The organism is Streptomyces sp. NBC_01244 (assembly GCF_035987325.1).
Lineage (GTDB): Bacteria > Actinomycetota > Actinomycetes > Streptomycetales > Streptomycetaceae > Streptomyces.
This window is the reverse complement of sequence record NZ_CP108488.1, coordinates 1,731,535-1,753,288: the sequence shown is the minus strand read 5'-3', so window position 1 is coordinate 1,753,288 and position 21,754 is coordinate 1,731,535. Positions and strand designations below refer to the sequence as shown.

At 72.6% G+C, this 21,754-nt stretch carries 20 protein-coding genes; 10 read left to right on the top strand and 10 right to left on the bottom strand.

Going from position 1 to position 21,754, the window contains the following annotated elements:
• The first annotated feature begins 91 nt into the window (after positions 1-91).
• A complete protein-coding gene (locus OG247_RS07585) occupies positions 92-820 on the top strand; it encodes a hypothetical protein (protein WP_327251512.1) in 729 nt (242 codons plus the stop codon).
• Positions 821-938: 118 nt separating this feature from the next.
• Entirely contained in the window at positions 939-1,811 is an 873-nt protein-coding gene (locus OG247_RS07580) for a 2OG-Fe(II) oxygenase (RefSeq protein WP_327251511.1), read from the top strand.
• Between the two features lie 181 nt (positions 1,812-1,992).
• Here OG247_RS07580 and OG247_RS07575 read toward each other — a convergent pair whose 3' ends face one another.
• Complete coding sequence (locus OG247_RS07575; RefSeq protein ID WP_327251510.1) at positions 1,993-2,844, bottom strand: LysR family transcriptional regulator; 852 nt, start codon at positions 2,842-2,844, stop codon at positions 1,993-1,995.
• A 151-nt stretch (positions 2,845-2,995) separates the two neighbouring features.
• Here OG247_RS07575 and OG247_RS07570 point away from each other — a divergent pair, with 151 nt between their 5' ends.
• Positions 2,996-3,358, top strand: coding sequence for a DoxX family protein (locus tag OG247_RS07570; protein WP_327251509.1), 363 nt, complete (start codon positions 2,996-2,998; stop codon positions 3,356-3,358).
• Positions 3,359-3,377: 19 nt separating this feature from the next.
• On the opposite strand, the gene OG247_RS07565 is transcribed toward OG247_RS07570, so the two are convergent.
• A complete protein-coding gene (locus tag OG247_RS07565; protein ID WP_327251508.1) occupies positions 3,378-3,914 on the bottom strand; it encodes a SixA phosphatase family protein in 537 nt (178 codons plus the stop codon).
• Between the two features lie 137 nt (positions 3,915-4,051).
• On the opposite strand from OG247_RS07565, the gene OG247_RS07560 reads away from it, so the two are divergent.
• Entirely contained in the window at positions 4,052-4,189 is a 138-nt protein-coding gene (locus tag OG247_RS07560) for a hypothetical protein (protein ID WP_327251507.1), read from the top strand.
• Positions 4,190-4,252: 63 nt separating this feature from the next.
• Positions 4,253-5,359, top strand: a complete 1,107-nt coding sequence (locus OG247_RS07555) for a glycosyltransferase family 39 protein (protein WP_327251506.1) — start codon at positions 4,253-4,255, stop codon at positions 5,357-5,359.
• Positions 5,360-5,784: 425 nt separating this feature from the next.
• Here OG247_RS07555 and OG247_RS07550 read toward each other — a convergent pair whose 3' ends face one another.
• Both OG247_RS07550 and OG247_RS07545 read right to left on the bottom strand, forming a co-directional pair.
• Positions 5,785-6,162, bottom strand: coding sequence for an FKBP-type peptidyl-prolyl cis-trans isomerase (locus OG247_RS07550; protein WP_327251505.1), 378 nt, complete (start codon positions 6,160-6,162; stop codon positions 5,785-5,787).
• Between the two features lie 198 nt (positions 6,163-6,360).
• The gene (locus OG247_RS07545) at positions 6,361-6,783 is read right to left on the bottom strand and encodes a MarR family winged helix-turn-helix transcriptional regulator (protein ID WP_327251504.1); all 423 of its coding nucleotides are present in this window, start codon (positions 6,781-6,783) and stop codon (positions 6,361-6,363) included.
• Between the two features lie 162 nt (positions 6,784-6,945).
• Here OG247_RS07545 and eno point away from each other — a divergent pair, with 162 nt between their 5' ends.
• Entirely contained in the window at positions 6,946-8,262 is a 1,317-nt protein-coding gene (eno, locus tag OG247_RS07540) for a phosphopyruvate hydratase (protein ID WP_327251503.1), read from the top strand.
• A gap of 313 nt (positions 8,263-8,575) precedes the next feature.
• Here the strand turns inward: eno and OG247_RS07535 are convergent, their stop codons facing one another.
• Positions 8,576-9,244, bottom strand: coding sequence for a response regulator transcription factor (locus OG247_RS07535; protein WP_327251502.1), 669 nt, complete (start codon positions 9,242-9,244; stop codon positions 8,576-8,578).
• Entirely contained in the window at positions 9,241-10,200 is a 960-nt protein-coding gene (locus tag OG247_RS07530) for a sensor histidine kinase (protein ID WP_327257371.1), read from the bottom strand. The genes OG247_RS07535 and OG247_RS07530 overlap by 4 nt, the downstream gene beginning before the upstream one ends.
• A 290-nt stretch (positions 10,201-10,490) precedes the next feature.
• On the opposite strand from OG247_RS07530, the gene OG247_RS07525 reads away from it, so the two are divergent.
• Together OG247_RS07525 and OG247_RS07520 are read left to right on the top strand one after the other, a co-directional pair.
• Entirely contained in the window at positions 10,491-10,961 is a 471-nt protein-coding gene (locus OG247_RS07525) for a cation:proton antiporter regulatory subunit (protein WP_327251501.1), read from the top strand.
• A 5-nt stretch (positions 10,962-10,966) separates the two neighbouring features.
• Complete coding sequence (locus tag OG247_RS07520; protein WP_327251500.1) at positions 10,967-12,220, top strand: cation:proton antiporter; 1,254 nt, start codon at positions 10,967-10,969, stop codon at positions 12,218-12,220.
• Positions 12,221-12,274: 54 nt separating this feature from the next.
• Here the strand turns inward: OG247_RS07520 and OG247_RS07515 are convergent, their stop codons facing one another.
• Complete coding sequence (locus OG247_RS07515) at positions 12,275-14,338, bottom strand: SpoIIE family protein phosphatase (RefSeq protein WP_327251499.1); 2,064 nt, start codon at positions 14,336-14,338, stop codon at positions 12,275-12,277.
• 377 nt (positions 14,339-14,715) lie between these two features.
• Positions 14,716-17,433, bottom strand: a complete 2,718-nt coding sequence (gene lanKC, locus OG247_RS07510; protein ID WP_327251498.1) for a class III lanthionine synthetase LanKC — start codon at positions 17,431-17,433, stop codon at positions 14,716-14,718.
• A 350-nt stretch (positions 17,434-17,783) separates the two neighbouring features.
• Here lanKC and OG247_RS07505 point away from each other — a divergent pair, with 350 nt between their 5' ends.
• On the top strand, positions 17,784-19,043 hold the full coding sequence (locus OG247_RS07505; RefSeq protein WP_327251497.1) for an FAD-dependent oxidoreductase: 1,260 nt from the start codon (positions 17,784-17,786) through the stop codon (positions 19,041-19,043).
• Positions 19,040-20,260, top strand: coding sequence for a cytochrome P450 family protein (locus OG247_RS07500; RefSeq protein ID WP_327251496.1), 1,221 nt, complete (start codon positions 19,040-19,042; stop codon positions 20,258-20,260). The genes OG247_RS07505 and OG247_RS07500 overlap by 4 nt, the downstream gene beginning before the upstream one ends.
• Before the next feature lie 42 nt (positions 20,261-20,302).
• On the opposite strand, the gene OG247_RS07495 is transcribed toward OG247_RS07500, so the two are convergent.
• Together OG247_RS07495 and OG247_RS07490 are read right to left on the bottom strand one after the other, a co-directional pair.
• On the bottom strand, positions 20,303-20,686 hold the full coding sequence (locus tag OG247_RS07495) for a VOC family protein (protein ID WP_327251495.1): 384 nt from the start codon (positions 20,684-20,686) through the stop codon (positions 20,303-20,305).
• 8 nt (positions 20,687-20,694) lie between these two features.
• Positions 20,695-21,651: a nucleoside hydrolase gene (locus OG247_RS07490; protein ID WP_327251494.1), complete on the bottom strand. Its 957-nt coding sequence runs from the start codon at positions 21,649-21,651 to the stop codon at positions 20,695-20,697.
• Between the last annotated feature and the right edge of the window lie 103 nt (positions 21,652-21,754).

Genomic DNA, 21,754 nt, shown 5'->3' with positions numbered 1-21,754 from the left:
TCTGATCCGACTCTCATCGCAGACCCCGGCCCGCCCTCCCATGGCGGACGGGGTGATGAGCCATGCATGCAGCATCCAAAGGAACTCGTACGTGACTTCGCCCCAGCTCCTCGGTGCCCGGACCGCGGACACCTCACCGGACGCTCCCGCCACGGGACGCGCCGCCCGGCGCAAACACCAAGCCGGCATGGCCCGGAAGCGGTCCCTGGCCGCCCGGTACCTCGGCTACGTCGGCTACTTCGTCGGCGCCGGCCTCATCAGCGGCGCCGTCGTCCACCACCCGCTCGACCCCGACCGCTACACCCGCATCGCCGTGTACGGGGCCCTCGTCTTCCTCGCCGCGACCGCCCTCAACGAGTTCGTGCTCACCAGGGAGCGTCCCGGGCTGCCCCGTCTGCTGCTGGTGATGGGTGCCTCGCTGCTGCTGTCCTTCGGCATCGGCATGCTCAGCGGCGGCCTCCAGCACTTCGACGACTTCCCCGCCCGCGGCGCCGTCCTCGTCCCCGCCGGACTCGTCGTCTCCTTCGTCGCCTACGTGATCAAGGACGCCGACACTCCGGCGCGCCGGATCTTCGGCCTCATCGGCCTGGCCGTCCTCGTCACCGCCGCACTGGCCTTCCTCGGCCTGCGGGAAGTCGCGGCCTCCATGGAGGGCGCGCCCGGCGGCGGCCACAGCCACGGCACCGCGGAAGAACCCGCCGCGGACGACCATGCTCCTGCCGCCACCCCGGCGAGCCCGGCGGCGCCCGCCCCCGGCGCCTCGCCGACCGTAGAGCCCGCTCCTGCGCGGACGCCGCACAACGACGGTCACGCTCACTGAGCCACGGGGAGGGGCGGGCTCACCCGCCCCTCCCCGTGAGGTGCGTGGACGGTGTACTCCCGTGCGCCCCCATGTGCCCCGTCGGCGGCTCGGGTGATTCCGTTTACGGTTCCGGGCCATGAGCGGATACGCGAAGGAACCGGCCACGCCGACGGAAATCAGCACCCGCGACCTGCCTCCCTCCGACCGGTGGTCCACGACCCCGGTGGTGCCGGCCCCGGTCTGCCGTCTGGAGAACTTCCTCGGCGCCGAACGCGCCGCCCGCCTGCTGAAGTACGCGATATCCCGGCAGCCCGACTTCCGCGCCGGAACGGTCCTGGACCCGCTGTCGGGCCAGGTTTCCCGAAAGGGCCGCAGCTCCCTCGTCCTCCCCGTGACCAGCTCCGTGCTGAGCCGGCACCTCGCCGACTGCCTGCCGCTCGTCCAGGAGGTGCTCGGCCACCGGGCCGCGCTCACGCGGACCTCGACGGTCCTGACCGCGCACGGCGAAGGGGGCCACTACGGCATGCACACCGACGCCTCACGGGTCCGCGACGTCGGTACGGCCCTGTCGGCCGTGTACTACCTCCACCGCAGGCCCCGCGGCTTCGACGGCGGCCAACTCCGGCTGTACGACACCCTGCTGGCCGGCGGCGCGGCGCAGCCCGCGGAGTCCTTCCGCACCGTCGAACCCGAGCACGACACCATCGTCTTCTTCCCGGCGAGCGCCTTCCACGAGGTCGTCCCGTCCACGTGCCCCAGCGGGCAGTTCGCCGATCACCGGTTCACCCTCACGACGTGGATCAGCGGTGTCGAGTCCCAGACCGCGGTGCACGGCCCGCCGTTCGGGATCCTTCCGTGGATGGCCCGCGCGGCCGAACACACCCGCCCGCTCACGGACATCGGGCACGACCACGACCACGACGGTGCCGGCCCCATCGCACTCCCGGCCGCCGACCCCGCGACCCGGCTCGCCCTACCGGCACCCCGTACGACGCCGCGTTCGCGCTGATGCCGGAGAGGGGCCGGCCCGGCTCGCTTTGGGCCGGGGCCAGGACTTCGGCAGGACGGGTCGAGGACGTGGCCGACGAACGCTCACCGCGGCTGCTGCCGTACCCGCGCCGCCAACGGGGCAGGCGCCGCTCCACCGACTGACGGGGCCGGCCGCGCGCGGACCCGCGGGGCCGTGGCGGTCAGTCGCGGTAGGCGGCGGTCGCGATCCGGACGAAGGAGCGGACGAGCGGGTTGGTGTCGCCCTGGTTCCAGGCGGCCACCACGCGGCTCGGCGCCATGTCCGACACCGGTACCACGGCAAGCTCCTCGGGCGTGCTGTGTCCGAGGGGGGTCATGCCGACCGTGCCGTTCCAGAGCACGGCCTGCAAGCACTCCTGGACGGCGCGCACGACCGGGCCCTCACGGGGCTCGCCGCCGTTCCAGTAGGCCCGCCACAGCGGGTCGGTGCCGTCCGGGAACTGGAACCAAGGCCGGTCGGCCAGGTCGGCCAGCGTCAGGTGGTCGCGGCGGGCGAGCGGGTCGTCGGCGCGGAGTACGGCTCCCACCGGGTCGGCCCGCAGTTCGCGCAGCGTCAGGCCGGTCCCGTCGAACGGGGCGCGGGTCAGCGCGATGTCGACCAGTCCGGCGCGCAGCCCGCACGTGGGATCGGTCAGGTCGGTCTCGCGGATGCGTACCTCGACGCCGGGGTGCTGTCGGCGGTACGCGCCGGCCAGCCGGGTCGCACCCGGATCGGTGGTGTCCCCCAGCACGCCTACGGTGATCACCGCGGCGCCGGCCGCCGCGGCCACGCGCGTTCGCACCCGGTCGGCCCGTTCGAGCAGGGCGTACGCCTCGTCGAGGAGCACCACTCCCACCGGAGTGAGCGAGACCCCGGCGGGCGACCGGTCGAACAGCGCGGCGCCGACCTCGGTCTCCAACTGCTTGATGGCCCGGCTCAGCGGCGGCTGGCTCATGTGCAGCCGGGCGGCCGCCCGGCCGAAGTGGAGTTCTTCGGCGACGGCCACGAAATAGCGCAGCGTGCGTAGCTCCATGACCGGCAACGATACCGGCACGGTATCGGCATCGCGGAACGGGTCTTGGACGGCCGCGGTGCCCGGGCGGTGGAATCGGAGCACGACCGGCGCACCGAAGCCCGCGTCGCGCAGGGTCCTCTCCCGCAACCGGCAACCGTGGATGGAAATCGTGAACATCGCCTATTGGATCGTCGCCGGACCGCTCGGTCTCTTCTCCCTCTACGCGGGCGGGGTGAAGGTGGTCCGAAGCCGTGAGCAGCTCCGGCCGATGATGGCCTGGGTGGACAGCACCCCGATGCCGGCCGTCAGGGCCATCGGGACGATCGAAGTGCTCGGTGCCGCCGGGCTGATCCTTCCGCCGCTGACCGGCATCGCGCCCTGGGCGGCCCTGGCCGCGGCGATCGGATTCGCGGTCCTGCAGATCGGCGCGACCGGGGTCCATCTGATGCGGGGAGAGCGCCGGATCGCCCTCAACTTGACGCTCCTCCTCACTGCCGCCGTCACGGCCTGGCTGGCGACGACCTGGCTGTGACCCCGGCCGGCCGCGTGCGTCAGGGTTTCGGGCCCCGGGGGACGGCGAAATCGGCCAGCCGGGCCGAGCCGGGCGCGAGTTCCCGCCAGGGACCGGTGCAGGCGAGCACCGCGATCGCGGACGTCGGGAACTTCTCCGACAGGCGCGCGATCGCTTCGGCCTCCGCGGCGTCCACGGCCTCTCGGGCGAGGCTCAGGGCCAGATCCTCCAGGCCCGGGTTGTGGCCGACGAGCAGCAGCGTCCTGATCTCCTCCGGCACTTCCGACACCACCTCCAGCAGCTCCTCCGGCTCGGCGGCGTAGACCCGTTCGTCGAAGCGCACGGGGACCTCGGCGCCGAGCTGTGCGGCTGCCAGTGCCCAGGTCTCGCGGGTCCGCCGGGCGGTGGAACAGATGACCAGCGAGGGCACGCAGCCGGCGTCGCGCAGCCGGCGACCTGCCGCGGGCGCATCACGGAGCCCCCGCGGACCGAGCGGCCGCTCATGGTCCGCGACATCGGGCCAGGCGGACTTGGCGTGGCGCAGCAGCACCAGGCGGCCGGCGGATTCCGTGCTCATGACCTCAGCCTCATGGCCCCAGCCTCGCACGTTCCCGAGGCCCGAGGCCCGAGGCCGGATGCCCGATGTGCCCGATCCCCGAACGCTGCGGCATCGTGCGGCTCGGGGAGCCCGGCACCCTTCTATACGCTGGTCCGATGGCCGACACGGGTGAGCGCAGTTCCAACGGGGGTGTCCCGGAGGGGGCCGGTGAGGTGAGCCTCCAGGCGTTCGCCGTGCAGTTGAGGCGGTTGAACGGAGAGACCAACCGCCTGGGCAGCAGCACGCTGCGGTAGACCAGAGTGGCACGGCATACGGGAGCACGCGGCGGGCAGGACTCTCCCCGCTCCGTCGCCGCCATGCGCGTGGCCGGGTGGGCGATGCCGGTCCTCGCCTTCGCGCTCGGAGTCCGGGGCAACACGGGCCCGTCCCCGTGGACGGACGAGATCGTCACCATGGACGTGGCGCGCCGGTCGTGGCCGGAGCTGTTCGCGCTGCTCGGCCGGGTCGACGCCGTACACGGTCTGCACTACGTACTGATGCACCTGGTGGGGCAGATCGCCTCGGTGACAGAGTTCACGATGCGGGTCCCGTCCGCGGCGGCCGTCGCCGTGGCCGGGACGGTGTGGCTGGGCCGGGCTCTCGGCGGGCCCCGACTCGGCGCATGTGCCGGACTTGTCCTCGCGGTGGCGCCGACGGCGTCCCGGTACGCGCAGGAAGGGCGCTCTTTCGCCTTCGTCATGGCGGCGGCCGTCCTGGCCACCGGAGCCCTGGCCAAGGTCCTGACCGGCGACGGCCGGCGACGGTGGCCGATCACGTACGCGGTACTGGTCGCGGTGTTGGGCTGGTTCAACATCATGGGGCTGCTCCTGCTCGCCGCCCACGCGATCACCGTGGCCTGGATCCGTCCCGCGCGCCGTACGACGCTCCGCCTGGCCATCGCCCAGGCCGCGGGCATCACGGCCGTGGCGCCACTCCTCTACCTGGCCCTGACCCAGCACTCCGCCGTAGGGGCGTCCGCGCCGGTCACGGTCGGCACCCCGTTGGCGCTCTACTCCTGGCTGCTGTACCCCGGCCAGGACACCCTCCTGACCCCGTTCAAGCTGCTGCTCATCGGCTCGACGCTGACCGCCCTGGGAGCTCTCGCCGTACGGCGGCGTACCAGCCCGCCCCTGATCCGTGCCGTGGGCGTCCCGTGGCTGGTCATACCCCCGGCGCTCCTCGCCCTGGCCACCCTGGCCCAACCCGTGTTCGCCTACCGCTACCTGGTCTTCTGCCTGCCCGCGGCGGCCTTGCTGGTCGCCGCCGGAGTCCTCGCACTGCCCTGGTGGTCCCGTGTCGCGCTGGTCCTGGCCGTGTCCGCGCCCCTGGCGTTCTGCCACCGCGCGATCCGGCTGGAGCAGAGCCGTTCCTGGGACACCCCTGGCCGTCGTCAGCATCCTGCGCGTCCACGGCGCACCCGGTGACACCGTCCTGTTCACCGGTGCCCGCTGCGGCCTGATCTCCACCGCGTATCAGGAGGCGTTCACCCGGCGCACCGACCTGGGCCGCTCCGGCACGGCCGCCGCGGCCGATGCGCTCGACAACCCGCCCACCGACCCGGCCACCCTGGCCCACCGCCTGGAACGCGCCCCCCGCGTGTGGCACGTGATGTGCACCTCTCTCTCCGCCGCGGCCCGGACGGCCGCCGAGGAGACCGCGGCCGCCCAGGAACGGGCCATGCGGGCCGCCGGCTTGCACCCAGGTCGCCACTTCACCATCCGCGGCATCGAGATCACCCTCGAAATCCGGTGCGAAGAGAAGTGCGACAGCACCCCGAAGGCCGCCGCCGCGGACGTCCCCTGAGGGCCGGGCGGGCACGGCCGCCGTGCCGGGGAGGGGCAGGCCTTCCTCAGACCACGGAGAGCAGGTCCACGACGAAGACGAGCGTGGAACCCGCCGGGATCAACGGGGAGGGGGACTGGTTGCCGTACCCGAGGCGCGGGGGAACGATGATCTCGCGCCGTCCGCCGACCTTCATCCCCCGCAGTCCCCGGTCCCAGCCCTTGATGACCCGTCCACCACCCACGGCGAACTTGAACGGCTCGCCCCGGTCCCAGGAGGCGTCGAACTCCTTGCCGGACTCGAAGGTGACCCCGACGTAGTGGACCCGGACGACCCTGCCCGGCTTCGCCTCGGGCCCGTCCCCGACGACGAGGTCCCGGATCGTCAGCTCCTGGGGAGCGTCACCCTCCGGACGTTCGATCTCGGGCTTCGTCAGTTCACTCATCGCAGCCTCATTGCTCTCCGCCGGAATCCCTCGTACGGGCCGGCCGGCGCATGGTCACTCCATGCCTGGATGATCACGCTACCCAGAACGCCGATCGACCGAAGTACATCAAACCCCACGGAGCACCCCGTGCCGGGTCAGCCGCTCTCCCGTAGCGCTCGCCCGACGTACTGGCCCGCGCGCCGCCGGCGGGTTGCCCTAGCGCGTGGCGAGCCGCTCCAGCAGGGCGGCGCTGTGTGCCAGCACCGACCGCTCCTCGTCGTCGAGTTCGGCTTCGATGGCCTGCGCGAGCCAGCCGGCCCTGCGGCCGCGCTCCGCCTCGAGCGCCACCCGGCCCGCGTCCGACAGCTCGACCAGTGACTTCCGGCCGTCCGTGGGGTGCGCCCGGCGTGTGATCAGGTTCTGTTCCATGAGGAGCCCCACGGCGCGGGCCATCGACTGGGGGCGTACGCGCTGATCGGCGGCGAGGTCGCTGGTGGTCATGGCGCCATCGCGGTCGAGGGCGCCGAGCACGGCGACCTGGCCCACCGGGATGCGGTCCTCGTGCTTGATGCGCCGAGTCAGCTTGCCCATCGCGGTGCGCAGTTCTGCGGCGATGGCGGCGGCTTCCGAGGTGGGCATAGGGCACTTTACCCCGCTGTGCAGCATGGCTGTGCAGCTGACCTGTGCAGCAATGCTGCACAGCAAAACTGAACAGCATTGCTGTAGGGTTTGAGTTGTCGGGCCCAGCGCCAGCGCTGTCGCAGCCGGGGCCACGGCACACGAAATCGGGGAGGAACCACCATGTCCGCACAGGCAGCCGGACCCACCGAAATCACCGACGCCACCATCGAGAGCGTGACCGCCCGCAGGATCATCGACAGCCGGGGCAACCCCACGGTCGAGGTCGACGTCGTCCTGACGGACGGCTCCCTGGGGCGGGCGGCCGTCCCCTCGGGCGCCTCCACCGGCGCCCGGGAGGCCGTGGAACTGCGCGACGGGGACTCGACGCGCTGGCACGGCAAGGGCGTCGACCGCGCGGTGGCCCACGTCAACGGGGAGATCGCGGCGTCCGTCCGCGGCCGGGACGCCGCGGACCAGGCGGGTCTCGACGCCGCTCTGGTCGCCCTCGACGGCACGGCGACGAAGTCCCGGCTCGGCGCCAACGCGATCCTCGGCGTCTCCCTCGCTGCCGCGAAGGCCGCCGCCGCGGCCCACCGCCTGCCCCTCTACCGCCACCTCGGCGGCGCCGACGCCCACCTCCTGCCGCTGCCGATGATGAACATCGTCAACGGCGGGGCTCACGCGGACAATCCGCTGGACTTCCAGGAGTTCATGATCGCGCCCGTCGGCGCGGACACCTTCGCCGAAGCCGTGCGCATGGGCAGCGAGGTCTTCCACACCCTGCGCCGCGATCTGCTGGCCGCCGGCCACTCCACGGGCGTCGGCGACGAGGGCGGCTTCGCGCCCGCGCTGCGTACCGCCGAAGAGGCGCTCGACTTCGTGATGGCCGCCATCGAGCGCACCGGCTACCGCCCCGGCACGGACATCGGGCTGATCATGGACCCGGCGTCCTCGGAGTTCTTCCGCGACGGGGTCTACGACTACGCGGGCGAGGGGGTGCGCCGCACCCCCTCCGAGAACGTCGACTATCTGGTCAAGCTCATCGACTCCTACCCGGTCATCTCCATCGAGGACCCGATGGCGGAGAACGACTGGGACGGCTGGCGCGAGCTCACCGCCCGCGTCGGCGACCGCTGCCAGCTCACCGGCGACGACCTGTTCTGCACCAGCGAAACCTTGCTGCGCGAGGGCATCCGTACCGGCGCCGGCAACTCGATCCTGATCAAGGTCAACCAGATCGGCACCCTGACCGAGGCACTGGCCGCTGTGGCCACGGCCCACCGGGCGGGCTGGACGGCCGTGATGTCGCACCGCTCGGGCGAGACGGAGGACACCACCATCGCGGATCTGGCGGTGGCGACCGGCTGCGGTCAGATCAAGACCGGCTCGCTGTCCCGGTCCGACCGCACGGCGAAGTACAACCAGCTGATCCGCATCGAGGAGGAGCTGGGCTCCTCGGCACGCTACGCGGGCCGCTCCGCACTCCGTCGGGCATGAGGCTTCCGGCGCGAGCTCGGCGGGCAGCCGCTCACAGAAGCCGCCGCTTCGTCGTCACGGATTCGCGCGCACGATGACGAGCGAACCTTCGTACGCGGGCTGCGTGCGGAGGGAGCCTTCTCCAGGGCTCGGCCGCGCTCGGCGGGGTCCATCAGGTACTGGCTCTGGCGGCCCGGCAGGGACTCCGGCCGGGCGGTGGGGGAGCGGTCGAGGAAGTCGGCGGCGTTGTCCCGGCGGAATCCACCGTGGACAGTGCCATCGCGTGCGGATCGCGAACGCCGTCCGCCACGGCCTCGACCTGTCGATCCGGCTCCTACGGCTCGATCAGGCCCACCCGGATCGCATAGCGGGTCAGCTCCAGGCGGTCTCGCATCCCCAGTTTCTGGAGCAGGTTCGCCCGGTGGCGTTCCACCGTCTTCGCGCTGATCACCAGCAGGTCCCCGATCTCCTTGGACGAGTGGCCTTCGGCCACGAGCTTGAGGATCTCCTCCTCGCGCTCGGTGATCGCCCGGGCCGGCAGCGGATCCCCTTGGCGGGCGCGGTCGAGGTAGTTGCGGATCAGGGTGGTCTCGGCGCCCGGGTAGATGAACGGCTCGTCCCGGATCGCCGCGCGGCAGGCCTCGACCAGGTCTCGGTCGGCGACGGACTTGGGGACGTACCCGGCGGCTCCGGCCTTCAGGGCCTCGAAGAAGTACTGCTCGTTGTCGTACATCGTGAGGATGAGGATCCTCAGCTCCGGCCGCAGCCGGGAGAGCTCCCGGGCGGCCTGGAGGCCGGTCATGCGGGGCATCGAGACGTCCAGAACGGCGAGGTCGACATCCCGTGTACGGGCCAGGGCGACGGCTTCGGCTCCGTCTCCGGCCTCGGCGACCACCGTCAGGTCCGGCTCGGCGTCGAGGATGAGCCGTACGCCCCGCCGGACGAGGGCGTGGTCGTCGGCGAGCAGGACACGGGTCGGGGCGGCCGGTCGCGGTGCGGTCATCGGCGGCTCTCCCCGGCCCTGCCCGTGGGGACGTCCAGTCGTACGTCGGTTCCGCCGTGCGGGCCGCCGCCGATGGCGAGATCGGCGCCGATCAGCAGGGCGCGTTCGCGCATGCCCTGAACCCCGGCGCCCTCGGCCGCCAGGCGGATGCCCGCGCCGTCGTCCCGCACGAGGAGTCGTACGGCTCCCGCAGACCGGTCGGAGAGGTGCACTTCGACGTTGCTCGCGCCCGCGTGGCGGGCCGCGTTGGTCAGGGCTTCCTGGGCGACCCGGTAGACGACGAGTTCGGTGGCCTCGTCCAGCTCGGGCAATCCCGGCGCGATGAAGTGCCGTACGGAGAGCGACACGGTGGTGAACTCCGTCGTGAGAGCCCGCAACGCGCTGTGCAGGCCCAGTTCTTCCAGCACGCCCGGGCGCAAGCGCCGGGCGATGCGGCGGATTTCGTCCAGGCTGGTACGGGTGGTCTCCTGCACCTGGCGGAGTTCCTCACGCAGAGGGGCCGGGGTCCGGTCGGCAGCGTGCTTGAGCTGGAGCAGGACGGCCGTGAGGGTCTGACCGACCTCGTCGTGGAGCTCCTGGGCGATGCGGCGCCGTTCGGCCTCCTGCGCGGAGAGGGCCCGGGCGCTGCTGGTCGCGCGCTCGGCCTCCAGCCGGCCCAGCATCGCGTTGAACGAGGTGGTGAGTTCGGCGACCTCACCGGGACCCTCCACGCGGGTCCGGCCACCGGGACGAAGCAGGTCGACGGAGGTCATGGCCCGAGTCAGCCGGTCGAGGGGTGCCAGGCCGACGCGGAGCAGAACGGCGTTCGCGATCAGCATGGCCGCCAACCCCCCGAGCAGGACGACGGCTTCGCCGAACAGGACCGGGGTGGAGACGGTGACCGGGCCGAGCAGCAGCGACACGGCCGCGACGAGAACGGCGGCGTTCAGCAGGAAGATCCGCCAGTACAGCGACATCTCCACCTCTCCCTCGTTGCCCGCCCGCCGGGTCGGCGTGCTCACCCCCGCCGGTTCGTCAGCGCACACGCGCGCACCCACTGTGACCTGCGGTGGGGCCGGTGACCCATGCAGCCTGTCGTCTCGTCGGGGCTGTGTCCATCCGTGCCGGCACCCATATTCCGACCGCTCGGAAAATGGCACGATGGGGCCGCCGAGCGGCCGTCTCCTGCCGGGACCAAGGCCACACCGCCGACGGCATCACGCGTACGGAACGAACACGAGGGGGGACAGCTGTGCCTGCTCCACGGATGAGCACCACACCACTGCCCGGCATCGGGGTCCAGTACGACCTCACCACCCGCGAGCGCCGCCACCTGTCCGTGGTCGCGCACCGCGACGGCACACGGACCGTGAACCTCTACCGGGCCGACGACCCCGACGCCTGCGCCCAGTCCCTGCACCTGACGGGTGCGGAGACGGCCTCCCTGATCGACGCGCTGATGCCCGCCCACCACAGCCCGAACGTCCTGCACACCACCGATCTCGGCCTGGTGGCCGAGCGGATCGAGCTGTCGGCCCACTCGTACTGGAACGGACGGGTGCTGGGCGAGACCCGGATGCGGACCGATACCGGCGTCTCGATCGTGGCGGTACTGCGCCGGGCGGAAGCCCGGCCCTCGCCCGCGCCGGACTTCCGCCTCGCGGGCGGGGACACCCTCATCGTGATCGGCACCCGCGAGGGCGTCGATGCCGCCGCCGCGATACTCGGGCGGGAGTGACGCCCGTGCACTCCGCTGTGTTCCTCATCGAGTTCGGCGCGATCATCCTCGGCCTGGGCCTGCTCGGCCGAGTCGCCGGACGCCTGAAGTTCTCCCCCATCCCCCTCTACCTCCTGGCCGGTCTGGCCTTCGGGACCGGCGGCCTGCTGCCCATGGGAGCGAGCGAGGAGTTCGTCGCGATCGGCGCCGAGATCGGCGTGATCCTCCTCCTGCTCATGCTCGGCCTGGAGTACACGGCCAGCGATCTGGTCTCCAACCTCAAGACCCAGTACCCGGCCGGGATGGTCGACTTCGGCCTCAACGCGGTCCCCGGCGCGGCCGCCGCCCTGCTCATGGGCTGGAGCCCCGTCGCCGCCGTGGTCCTGGCCGGCGTCACATGGATCTCCTCCTCCGGAGTCATCGCCAAGGTCATGGGAGACCTGGGCCGGGTCGGCAACCGCGAGACCCCGGTCATCCTGTCCATCCTGGTCCTCGAAGACCTCGCGATGGCGGTCTACCTGCCGATCATCACCGCCCTCCTCGCCGGCGTGAGCCTCGCCGCGGGCAGTGCGACCCTGGCCATCGCCCTCGGCGTCGCCGGAGCGGTCCTGTTCATCGCGGTCCGCTACGGACGCCACATCTCCCGCTTCGTGTCCAGCAACGACCCAGAGAAGCTCCTCCTCGTGGTCCTCGGCCTGACCCTGCTCGTCGCGGGCATCGCCCAGCAGCTCCAGGTTTCCGCCGCCGTGGGCGCGTTCCTCGTGGGCATCGCCCTGTCCGGCGAGGTCGCCGAGGGCACTCACACCCTGCTCAGCCCGCTCCGGGACCTCTTCGCCGCCGTGTTCTTCGTCTTCTTCGGCCTCCACACCGACCCCGCGAGCATCCCGCCGGTCCTGCTGCCCGCACTGGCCCTGGCGGTCGTCACCGCCGGTACGAAGATCGCGACCGGGTACTGGGCCGCGAAGCGGGCCGGCATCGGGGTCAAGGGGCGCTGGCGGGCCGGCGGCACGCTCGTGGCCCGCGGGGAGTTCTCCATCGTCATCGCCGGCCTCGCCGTCACCTCCGGCATCGAGCCCGCGCTGGGCCCGCTCGCCACCGCGTACGTGCTGATACTCGTGGTGATCGGTCCGCTGACCGCCCGCTTCACCGAACCCGTGGCTGCCTGGGCCGGCAGCTCCCGCACCCCTCCGGGAGCGGCCACCCCGGGCGCGGTGCCGTCCCGGCCCGAACCCTCGGAGGACCTCCGGGACCAGGCCCAGGATCCCGCCGGCCGCGCGTGAGCGAGGACACCGGGGCGACGGTCGGCGGCAGCCGTCTTCGCCGCCTCGTTGTGTCTACGGGGCGCGGTGGACGCGCGCGAGGATGAGAACGGTGTCGTCGGTCGGCGGGGTGGGCAGCAGGTTCGCGAGGATGCGGTCCGCCGTTTCTTCCAACGCCACCGGTTTTCCTCCCAGTTCGGTGCGCAGTGCTTCCAGGCCGGCCTCGATGTCCCGGCCGCGTGCCTCGATGAGGCCGTCGGTGTACAGGGCGAGGGTCGCGTGCGCGGGGAGTTCGATCTCGGTCGTCCGGAAGGGGAAGCCGCCGACGCCGAGGGGCACTCCCAGGACCTCGTCGATGGTCTCCACCGTGCCGTCCGGTCGGAGTATCAGGGGCGGGGGATGGCCGGCGCTGGCGATGCGGGCGCGGCCGGTCTTCGGGTCGTAGACGATGTACAGGCACGTCGCCAGCTCGATGCCGGCCTCCTGGGCGCACGCGTCGAGCTCGGCGAGCAGCTCGGCGGGCTCGCTGTCGTGCCTGGCCAGGGCCTTGGTGGTGATGCGGAGGCGGCCCATGGCCGCGGCGGCCGACACTCCGTGCCCCATCACGTCGCCCACCACGAGGACGACCCGGCCGTCGGGCAGGTTGATCACGTCGTACCAGTCGCCGCCGACCTCGGTGATCCGGCTGCCGGGCACGTACCGGTGCGCCACCTCCACGTACGGGCTGGTCGCCAACGCGCTGGGCAGCAGGGCCCGCTGCAGTGTGAGGGCGATGTCCTGGACACGGCTGTACAGACGGGCGTTGTCCAGGCAGATCGCAGCACGTGAGGCGAGCTCACCCGCCAGGCTGACATCGTCCCGGGTGAAGGCCGGCCGGTCCTCGGACCGGCCGAACATGGCGATCCCCTGGACGGTGCCCCTGGCGATGAGCGGGGCGACGAGGACGCAGGCCAACCCGCTCTCGGCGAAGAGCCGCGCGCGTGACTCGATGAGGACGGTCCGGGCCAGAAAGTCCTCGTTCACCACGGCGGAGATCGCACGACCGGTTCGCAGCATGTCGTGGATGACGGAGCCGGGCGGATACCGCACCGTCTCCACCCCGCTCACGAGTTCGGTGGCCGGAGGCGGCAGGATCGTCCCGGAGGCGATACGTCGGGTGACCAGCAATCTCGCCGGGTCGAAGACCTCGTCCTCGTCCATCCACTCCACGACCTCGACCACGGCGCCGTCGCAGAAGTCCGGCATCGACGCGTCGACCAGCTCCTGGGCGGTGATGTTCACGTCCAGGGTGGTCCCGATGCGAGTGGAGGCCCCGTCCAGCAGAGCCAGCCGCCGACGGCTGGCGGTGGCTTCCAGGATGGCCTGCTCCCGGTCCGTCACGTCCACCATCAGCCCGCCCACTCCGGGGCGCGAGCCGACCGCCTGACTCAGGGGGAAGAAACTCACCGACCGCACCTGGTCACGGTCCGGATGTCCGCGCGGCCGCAGACCCACCAGCGTCCCCACGACCGGCGCTCCGCCCAGCGCGACGGCCCGGAGCATGCGCTGGTACTCGCCGCCATCGGACATGATCATGAATTCGTCCATGTGCCGCCCGAGGTGCGCCTCGATCGGAAGGCCGTCCATGTCGGCGAGCGCCTGGTTGAGGTGGACGTACCGCAGGTCCGGGTCGAGCATGACCAGACCGATGGGGCAGGTCTCGAAGAGGGCGTCGAGGAAGGCGAGGTTGGTCTTGACCCGGTCGAGTTCACCGCTGCGGCTCGCCAGGACCATCACCACCGAACGTCCTGCGGCTCCGGTCACGGAGAAGGCCCGGAAACCGCACTCGAAGACCGTGGCGTCACGATGCCGTGCCGGCAGCCGGCCCCTCCAGTACCCGAGGGTCCTGCCCCGCTCCGTCAGCCGGCTACAGGAATCGGATCCGCTCCGGGGCCCGTCGGCGAAGAGAACGGCGCCGGGCTTGGACAGGACGGCGGGGGAGTCGTACCCGAAGAGGTCCCGCGCGCCGGGCCCCCAGTAACAGACGAGGTCGCCGTCATCGATGCCGAAGACGGCCACGGGCACGTGCTCCAGCAGCGTCCCCGGCTCGGACCAGAACGGGCCGTGAGCCTTCTCGCCCCCCGGCAGAGCCGATGGCACGAGACGTCCCCTTCCACGCGCCGTTCCATCCATTATGCGGGCCCCATCGGCGGTGCGCGGGGGGAAGCGTGCCGCGCCGCGGGGCAGGGGAACGCGGCGGGCCGGGACCGGCGGCTCGGCCACCGGTCCCGGCCCGCCGCGGATGCCGGCTGGTTACACCGGGCTGGTTACACGGGGCTGGTTACATCGGGTCCGGGAAGATGTCGCTGATGCTCCAGGCAACGCTGAAGCAGGGGAAGTATTCGGCCTCCGGCTCGGTGTCCAGTGCCTGGAGCGCGAGGATCTGGCTCATGGGTGTCCTCCACTTTCTTCTCGGGTCGTGTCGGTTGACAACTGCGTACCCGGGCACGGGGCTGCTCGCCGCCGTGCCCAGGTGTTCATGGGGTGCCCGCCCGGTGCGATCCGGCGGCTGCCGGGATCCCGGGACGTGCGCGGTGGGGCTCCGTCAGGAGCGGGCCGGCCAGCAGGCGGTGGAGGGCCAGCAGGACACCGGCCCCGCCGCCGGACAGGTCGGCGGTGAACCGCTGCGAACCCGCTCCGAGGAAGCGGACACCGCGCCGGTACGGGACGGCGTACTTCAGCAAGCCGGTCGCGGCGCGGACGGCGTCCCTGCGGGCGGTGTCCCCGCGGGCGGCGTCCGTGCCGGCGGCGTGCGTGCCGGCGTGCTCGGCGTGCTCGGTCAGGAACCAGGTCAGTCCGGCCAGCCCCCGGTACAGGCCCGCCTCCTTCGTGGCGCAGGAGACCCGGATGCCGGCGACCAGCCTCGGCAGCGCCGCGGCGCAGCGCTCGTCCGGCGCGGTGGCCACGTAGCGGGTGAGCGCTGTCGCGACACCGGCCGCGCCCGTGGCCAGGTACGGCATGGCACGGGTGAGCCGCGCATGGTCGGATATGGACAGGGAGCCGTCGTCCAGCGGAAAGGTCCGGTCCAGCTCCTGGTGGAGCAGCAGGCGGCCCGCCTCCAGGTAGCGGGCCTCGCCGGTGTCTCGGGCCAGGCGGTGGAGGAAGAGGGCGAGCCCCGAGCGGCCGTGCAGCAGGCCGCGGGCGTCGTGCTCGCCGAGCGTGGCAGGCAGGTCGGGGGTCCGCAGCAGGCCCTCCCCCGCCGCGGCGGCGCGCTCCAGGTGGCTGCTCTCCCCGGTCAGTCGGTGCAGGGCGAGCCAGCCCAGGCCGACCCCGGCCCGCCCGCCGGCCAGCGTGCCGCAGGAGGCGGTGAGCGGGTGGTCGTCGGCGTCCCGGAGCAGGCTGGCGGCCTCGTCCAGCAGGCCGAGGCCGGCCAGTACCCGGGCGATGCCGGCCGAGCCGACGAGCAGTCCGGGGGGCAGCGCGTCGCGCTGCGCCAGCGTGTCCCGGCGCAGCCGTTCGCGGATCTCCTCCGGCACCGCGGCCCCGGCGCGGTGCAAGGCGTGCACCACCCCGGCCGTGCCGTAGGCCAGGCACACGTTGTTCGTCCGGAACGCTTCCGGCGAGGGCGGGAAGGCCCACTCCGGCCGGTCGGCGTCGGCCATCTCCAGCAGCCCCGCGGCCACCTCCCCGGCCAGCCGGGTGAGGCAGCCACGAGGATCGGTGTCCAGCTCGGCGGGGGAGGGCAGGCGGTCGGGACCGTCCTGGGCCTGGCCCCGCGCCTTGTCCTGCGCCTTGTCCTGCGCCTTGTCCTGGGTCTGCTCCTGGGTCTGGTCCTGCGTCTGGTTCCCCGTCAGGTGGAAGGCTGTGGCCCGCTGCCACAGGTCCTGCGGCGGAGCCACGTCCGCCAGGTCGCGGCGCAGCAGCGCGAGGTTGGCGGGCGCGTGCTCGGCGATCTCGTTGAACGGCGCCAGGAAGGCGAGCGCGACCGCCGACATGCCGTACCGGTCCTGCAGCAGCGGATCGCTGCCGGCCCGGCGCACGCCGGGCGGCGGCGTGAATCCCGGGGTGCCCATTGCGGAGGGCGCCGCGGACAGCGCCGAGGCCGCCTCGAAGTCCACCAGCCGGATCCCGCCCGACGGCGTGACCATGACGTTGCCCAGGCTGAGGTCACCGAAGCGGTAGCCGGCGGAGTGCAGCCGCTCCAGCGAGGCGTCCAGCGCGGCCAGCAGGCGCCGGCACGCCTCGTAGTACGCGGCGACGGACCCGGCCGTGCGGTCGGCGCGGGCCAGCGGGGAGGACCGGCTCAGCCAGCCCACCAGCGGCTGCCCGGAGACGTACTCGGTGACGAGGAAGTCGTGCTCCCACTCCGTGAAGTGGTCCAGCGGCTCCGGGCCCACCCCGGGGGCGGCCGCGTGCAGCTCGCGCAGCACGCGGTACTCGTGCCGCAGCCGCTGCTGCGCGTCGGTCCCGTCGAAGACCAGACCGTTGTGGGCGCGGGCCTCCTTGACGAAGACGGTGCGGCCGGTCCGCCGGTCCCGGGCCTGGTAGGTGCCGCCCGCGTTGCTCAGGCGCACCGCGCGGGTCACCTCGTAGTCGCGGATCAGGATCGGGCCCGTGTGCGGCTGCTCCTCCTGCTCGACGAAGGGGTCCGCGATCCCCGCGGGCAGGTGGAAGGCGGGCAGCCGCAGGTCCGGGACCTCGCGGCCGGAGCCGTCGCGGACCAGCCCCTGCCGGGTGCCGTCGGCCAGCAGCCGGCCGTGGCCGCTGAAGGAGCCGTAGCGGTAGTGGACCGTCCGCGAGTCGCGAAAGCGCCGGTCGGTGAGGACGTACGGCCCCTCCTCCCCGTCGAGCGCGTCGCGCAGGCGTTCCAGCAGCCGGCGGGCGGTCGCGGTGTCCGGCGGGTAGACGGCGCAGAACTTGCCCGCCTGGGCCCGCCCTGCGTGTTTGTGATGGAGGAACAGGAAGAAGAGCCGGGCGCTCAGATGCTTGAACGGCACGCCTTCGGAGAAACAGATCCGGGCGACGGTGTCGAGCACGTGCTGCGCCCGGTCCAGCCGCGCCGATATGTGGATCTTCCAGCCCTGCTCGGCGAGCCCGGTCCGCGCGCTGCCCCAGGCCGTCCAGATGCCCTGGTCGGCGCCGCGCAGGCCCGGCGGCACCTCGCCGGGAGCGAGGCGCGGCCCGGGGTCGGTCACGCTGGGCAGCGGCAGGTAGTACTCCCGGTCCGCGAGCGCTTCGCCGAAGCCTTCGAGCACGGAATCTCCTCGCGGGGTGGTAGCGGGCCGCCACAACGGTCTCGCGCGCCGGACGCCGGGACCGGCAGTTGTGGAGGCGGTTCAGCGGCGGCATGGGTCCGGTGTCGCCAGGTGGGGTCGGGGTCGAGGAGGGGGGATGGCGGCCGGGCAGGGGCACGTCGAACTTTCGCCGTCGGCGGTCGAGCGGTGGTGGTGTGCCGGGCTCGTCGGTGGTGGAGGGGCGAAGGGCGGCCGAACCGGGCCGCGTTCGAGCCAATGGCCGGCCGACTCGCAAGGCGCCACAGCGACCGAGCCCCTCGTGGGGTATACGTCGTTGGGCCTGGCAGATGTCTGCGAAGGGATGGGTTGCCGTGGAGCGTACGACCTGCTGTGTGGTGGGAGGCGGGCCCGCCGGGATGGTGCTGTCCCTGCTGCTGGCCCGGGCCGGGGTGGAGGTCACCGTGCTGGAGAAACACGGCGACTTCCTCCGTGATTTCCGCGGCGACACCGTGCATCCGTCCACCCTGTCGCTGCTGGACGACATCGGCCTCGCCGAGCGGTTCGCCCGGCTGCCCCAGCGGCGGGTGACCTCCGTCCAGCTGCCCATCGGGCCGGACCGCTCCCTCGTCACGGTCGGGAACATCGGGGCGCTGCCCGGGAAGTACAACTACATCGCGATGGTGCCCCAGTGGGACCTGCTCGACCTGCTCGCCGACGAGGCGAGCAGGGAACCCTCCTTCCGGCTGCGCATGGACACCGAGGCGACGTCCTTCCTGATGGAACACGGCCGGGTGGCGGGCGTGCGGTACCGCACCGCGGACGGCGCCGCCGGCGAACTCCGGGCCACGCTGACCGTCGCCTGCGACGGCCGCGGGTCCTTCGCCAGGGTGCTGCCCGAGCTCGGCCTGGAGAACTTCCCGTGCCCGATGGACGCCTGGTGGTTCCGGATGCCGCGCCACGAAAGCGATCCCAGCGGGCTCGTGGGAGGCCTGGGCGAGCGGTTCTTCAGCGCGCTCATCGACCGCGGCGACTACTGGCAGATCGCCGGGCTCATCCCCAAGGGAACCGATGCCGAGCTCCGCGCGGAAGGCCTGGACCGGTTCATGGCCCGGTTCACGCGGGCCGTCCCCTGGCTGGCCGACCGGGCGCACTCGGTCACCTCCTGGGACGAGGTCAAGCTGCTCGACGTACGCCTGGACCGGCTGCGCCGCTGGCACCGGCCGGGGCTGCTGTGCATCGGCGACGCCGCCCATGCCATGTCGCCCGTCTTCGGCATCGGCATCAACCTCGCCGTGCAGGACGCGGTGGCCGCGGCCCGCCACCTCGTGGGACCGCTGCGCGCGGGGAACGTGGGACTGCACGACGTGCGCCGCGTACAGCGCCGCCGCATGCCCACGACGGTGGCGACCCAGGGCCTGCAACGCCTGGCCCACGCCCGGGTCATCGAACCCATGCTGGCCGGGCGCACCGCGTTCGGCCACCCGCAGGCGGCGAAACGACTGACCGAGCTCGTCACCGACTCGCGGTGGCTGAACCGGGTGCCGGCCTACTTCATCGCCTACGGGGCCCTGCGCGAGCGGCCGCCGTCGGAATCCATCCGCGGCGGCTCCGGCGTGCGGGAGGCGCCGTGAGCGAGCGCCCCGTCCTTCTCCCCTACGCCGACCCGGCCTTCGTCGCGGACCCGTTCCCGCTGTACCGGCAGCTCCGCGAGGACGGCCCGGTCCGCAGGGTCGTCATCGCGGGCGGTCTGGAAGCCTGGCTCGTCACCCGCCACGAGGACGGGCTCGCGGCCCTGTCGGACTCCCGCCTCAGCAGCGACGTGCGCGATGCCTCGGACACCCGGCTCCTGAAGCAGCTGCCCGACACGGAGCGCGAGGCGATGCTGGGGAACATGCTGCGCAGTGATCCGCCCGACCACACCCGCCTGCGCCGCCTGGTCTCCACAGCGTTCACCGCCCACCGTGTGGCCGAGCTGGGGCCGCGGATCCAGGCCGTCACCGACCGGCTGCTGGACGCGGTCGTGACGGCCGGCCGCGCCGATCTCGTCGCGGACTTCGCGCTGCCGCTCCCGGTCACGGTGATCAGCGAACTGCTCGGGGTCCCGGTGGACGAGCGACACGAGTTCCAGCACTGGACCGACCGCATGATCATGCGGGGCACGGAGCCGCCGGACCCCGCCGTGGTGAACGAGGCGTGGCAGCACATGCGCGCGTACGTCACCGGACTCATCCGCGCCAAGCGGGCGGACCCGGGCGACGACCTGCTCAGCGCCCTCATCACCGCCCGGGACGAGGAACAGCGGCTGACCGAGGACGAGCTGGTCGCGATGGTGTTCCTGCTGCTGGCCGCCGGCTACCTCACCACGGTCAACCTGATCGGCGGCGGCATCGCCATGCTGCTCGCCCACCCCGACCAGCTCGACCTGCTGCGCTCCGATCCCGGCCTGCTGCCGGGCGCGATCGAGGAGTTCCTCCGCTACGACGGCCCGGTCAGCCCCGGCATCGCCCGCTTCGCGCGCGAGGACGTGCAGATCGCGGGCGTGCACATCCCGCGCGGCGCGACCGTGCTGATCGGCTCGGCCCTCGCCGACCGGGACCCGGAGCGGTTCCCGGATCCCGACCGCCTGGACATCGCCCGGCCGGACAACGCCCACCTGGCGTTCGGGCACGGCATCCACTACTGCCTGGGCGCTCCGCTGGCCCGCCTGGAGGGCCGGATCGCCATCGGCACCGCCCTGCGGCGCCTGCCCGGCCTCACCCTCGCCGTCTCCCCGGCGGAGATCCCCTGGCGCCCCGGAGGCCTCCGCGGCCCCCTGACACTGCCGGTGACGTTCGTCCCGGGCGGCTAGGGCACATGGCACGCGAGGCGCAGGCGGCGAGTCCGTACCCGGTCAGGGGCGAAAGCGCAGCGGGTGGTCCGCCGGCACCTCCACCACGGCGATGCGCACGCCGTCGGGGTCGGCGATCCACATCTCGATCAGGCCCCAGGCCTCGCGCCGTGGCGGCCGCAGCACTTCGACGCCCCGGCCGCTCAGTTCCTCGTACGCGGCCTGCACGTCCGCGACTTGGAGCCACAGTCGAATGCCGGGCGCGGGCGGATCCTGGGCGCGCCCCGATACCTCGAGGAACCCGCCGCCGAGGAAGTAGACCGTCCCCCGCTCAGGACCGGTGCCGAACTCGCGGTGGACGGCGAGCCCCAGGGTGTCGCCGTAGAAGGCGCGTGAGCGCTCGGGGTCCGTGGGACGCAGCAGAATCCTGCTGCCCAGTACGTGCACCGTGGCCCCTATCCTCGCTCGCGCGGCGTACGGGCTCCGAGGGCCGTGACGGCGGCGATCATCCGGTCCCAGAACCGGTCGGTCTCCAGACCCACCGCGACTCGGGCGTTGACCGGGCGGTCGACGTCACGGTGCAGGTCCACCACGGTGGCGCCGCGTGTGTACCGGCCGTGCAACTCCACGACGACGTTCGCGTCCACGCAGTGCACGAGCCCGGGATCGATGACACGGGCCACCGCGACGGGGTCGTGCAACGGCGGGTGCGGGAACCCCCACAGCGTGCGGTACGTGGACGCGAAGAAGGTCAACAACTCGGTGCACATGTGTCCGAGGGGCGTACCGATCCCCTCGAAGCGGGCCACCACCTCGGGCGTGGCCAGCGCCTGGTGAGTGACGTTGAGACCGCACATGGTGACGGGAACGCCGCTGCGGAAGACGATGTCCGCGGCCTCCGGATCCGTGAGGATGTTGAACTCGGCCGCAGGGGTCCGGTTGCCCCGCTCCGTCGATCCGCCCATCAGGACGATCTCGCGGATACGGGAAGCGTCCTGCGGAAAGCGGGTCAACAGGAGGGCGATATTGGTCAACGGCGCCGTCGGCACGAGGGTGACCGGCTCCGGATGCCCGGTCAGTATCCGGTGGATGAGGTCCACCGCGTGCTCCGGGACGACGTCCACGGTGGGCTCCGGGAACATCGGCCCGTCGAGGCCGGAGGCGCCGTGCACGTCCTCCGCGACGCTGAGCGCCTGGACGAGCGGTCTGCCGCAGCCCGCCGCGATGGGCACATCGGTGATCCCGGCCACGGTGCACACGCGCCGCGCGTTCAGGGTGGTCTTGTCGAGCGTCTGATTGCCCGCGACCGTGGTGATGGCCAGCAGATCGACCGTGGGGTCCCCGGCCGCCAGCATGATCGCGAGGGCGTCGTCGTGTCCGGGATCGCAGTCGATGATGATCGGGACGGGCACGTCGCTCCTACCGGTGCGGGGTCGCGGATCCTTCAGTGTGGCGCCGTCCGGGGCCCGTGACCAGGAGGCGCCCGGGGAGCGACTGGGCCGAGCCGGGGGAACT

Bases quoted from the DNA above. Each gene is read 5' to 3' on its own strand.
- OG247_RS07580 (WP_327251511.1), top strand. From the start codon at position 939: ATGAGCGGATACGCGAAGGAACCGGCCACGCCGACGGAAATCAGCACC.
- OG247_RS07575 (WP_327251510.1), bottom strand. From the start codon at position 2,844: ATGGAGCTACGCACGCTGCGCTATTTCGTGGCCGTCGCCGAAGAACTC.
- OG247_RS07565 (WP_327251508.1), bottom strand. From the start codon at position 3,914: ATGAGCACGGAATCCGCCGGCCGCCTGGTGCTGCTGCGCCACGCCAAG.
- OG247_RS07560 (WP_327251507.1), top strand. From the start codon at position 4,052: ATGGCCGACACGGGTGAGCGCAGTTCCAACGGGGGTGTCCCGGAGGGG.
- OG247_RS07555 (WP_327251506.1), top strand. From the start codon at position 4,253: ATGCGCGTGGCCGGGTGGGCGATGCCGGTCCTCGCCTTCGCGCTCGGA.
- OG247_RS07550 (WP_327251505.1), bottom strand. From the start codon at position 6,162: ATGAGTGAACTGACGAAGCCCGAGATCGAACGTCCGGAGGGTGACGCT.
- OG247_RS07545 (WP_327251504.1), bottom strand. From the start codon at position 6,783: ATGCCCACCTCGGAAGCCGCCGCCATCGCCGCAGAACTGCGCACCGCG.
- eno (WP_327251503.1), top strand. From the start codon at position 6,946: ATGTCCGCACAGGCAGCCGGACCCACCGAAATCACCGACGCCACCATC.
- OG247_RS07535 (WP_327251502.1), bottom strand. From the start codon at position 9,244: ATGACCGCACCGCGACCGGCCGCCCCGACCCGTGTCCTGCTCGCCGAC.
- OG247_RS07530 (WP_327257371.1), bottom strand. From the start codon at position 10,200: ATGTCGCTGTACTGGCGGATCTTCCTGCTGAACGCCGCCGTTCTCGTC.
- OG247_RS07525 (WP_327251501.1), top strand. From the start codon at position 10,491: ATGAGCACCACACCACTGCCCGGCATCGGGGTCCAGTACGACCTCACC.